The organism is Nitrincola nitratireducens (genome assembly GCF_000585235.1).
Lineage (GTDB): Bacteria > Pseudomonadota > Gammaproteobacteria > Pseudomonadales > Balneatricaceae > Nitrincola > Nitrincola alkalisediminis.
This window is the reverse complement of the sequence record NZ_AONB01000053.1, coordinates 1-1303: the sequence shown is the minus strand read 5'-3', so window position 1 is coordinate 1303 and position 1303 is coordinate 1. Positions and strand designations below refer to the sequence as shown.

Annotated in this window: 3 protein-coding genes; all 3 read right to left on the bottom strand. The window is 41.8% G+C overall.

The genetic code is table 11. From position 1 onward, the window contains the following. The coding region (locus D791_RS18550) for a hypothetical protein (RefSeq protein ID WP_036515006.1) at positions 1-298 on the bottom strand (298 nt) is incomplete at its 3' end. Between the two features lies 1 nt (position 299). Next, complete coding sequence (locus tag D791_RS18545) at positions 300-914, bottom strand: hypothetical protein (RefSeq protein WP_157682435.1); 615 nt, start codon at positions 912-914, stop codon at positions 300-302. Positions 915-1059: 145 nt separating this feature from the next. Beyond that, a partial coding sequence (locus D791_RS18540) for a hypothetical protein (protein ID WP_036515000.1) occupies positions 1060-1303 on the bottom strand: 244 nt, incomplete at its 5' end.

The following is a 1303-nucleotide window of genomic DNA, read 5'->3' as shown; positions in this document are numbered from 1 at the left end:
CACCACCGCGTGAGGCTAGGCTTCTGACTGCCTGTGATACATTAGGACCAACACCCTGTAATGCGACTGTCATAGAGGTCACCTGCAACCGACTCATGCCCGCGGCGCCATATTGTAGATGAGGTCTGTGCCATAACATCGCTTTATGCCAGTTGCCTTGAAAGGCAAGTACGCGCGTTCCATTTTTTAAGCGTTTTATCGTCAATTTACTACCCGCCATTTCCTGCAAAAAACGACGATTGCTGCCTTCGCGTAACATCTGCTGATAGCCGATCGCTACTCCGTTTTGCAACCTCACCTCAGAGCTTTCCTTCCAACCGCATCTGCAGACCACGGCGAGTGACGTAATAGCCTGTAAAAACACCATGACAGATAATATAAAAAGCAATCATTATGAAAGTTAAAATGAAAGCACTGTTTATTTCACCTCCACTAATAAATACAAATGGAGTTATATAAACCACAGCATATAATAAACGCAGGTGCCATTTCCCTTTGATCAATAATCGTTCTGAACCTACATCGCCCCCTCTGGTTAAGAACCAGAACTCATTATTTTCATTCACAGGTGAAAGCATTTTTCTCTCTTCGATTATTTCTCGAATCATGTCATCAGAATATGAGCGATAGGTTAGATAAGCTAATAGCTCAATGAAAATACAAGCGATTAGAAATGCGCTGAATATAAAAGGAAAAACACCAAAATCGATTGATACAACGAATGCAACACTAGCGCCAAAAGCAGGTACTAATCGTAATATCCAAGAACCTAGGTTACTTAAATACAAGTCATCTGGTTCTACTCTTTTAGACTGAAAAATAGCCGATACTAAAACAATAGCAGGAACAACGAATAACAATCCAATATTAAATAGTGCCAGTGGATGCGTTAACCCTAAAATCAAACTGATCAAGAACACCATTGAGTGAAGCACTAGAAAAATAGCTAAAAAAAATTTTACCCCTACCCATAAACCGGCATGTTCAGGATTTGGATTTTCTACCCAGCGTGGTCAGCCCCCGTACTTTCGAGGGGGGCATCATATTCTTGATTAATCTTCATGGCGCCACCATCATTCCCTGATACAAATCAGAATTCTGAAAGTCAGGTTGGTTAATGGTTGTGTTTGCACTCCATTCACGAAAAGCTTTAAGCGCCCTATCCTTAACACCGTATGTGTTAATTGGGTATCCAATTAACACACCTACAGCCGCAACAACAGCAAATCCCAATCCTGCTATAACTACAGGGGCTAGTGCAACACTAAATGCCGCTAAGCCGGCAACAATAAGTGACGTCACC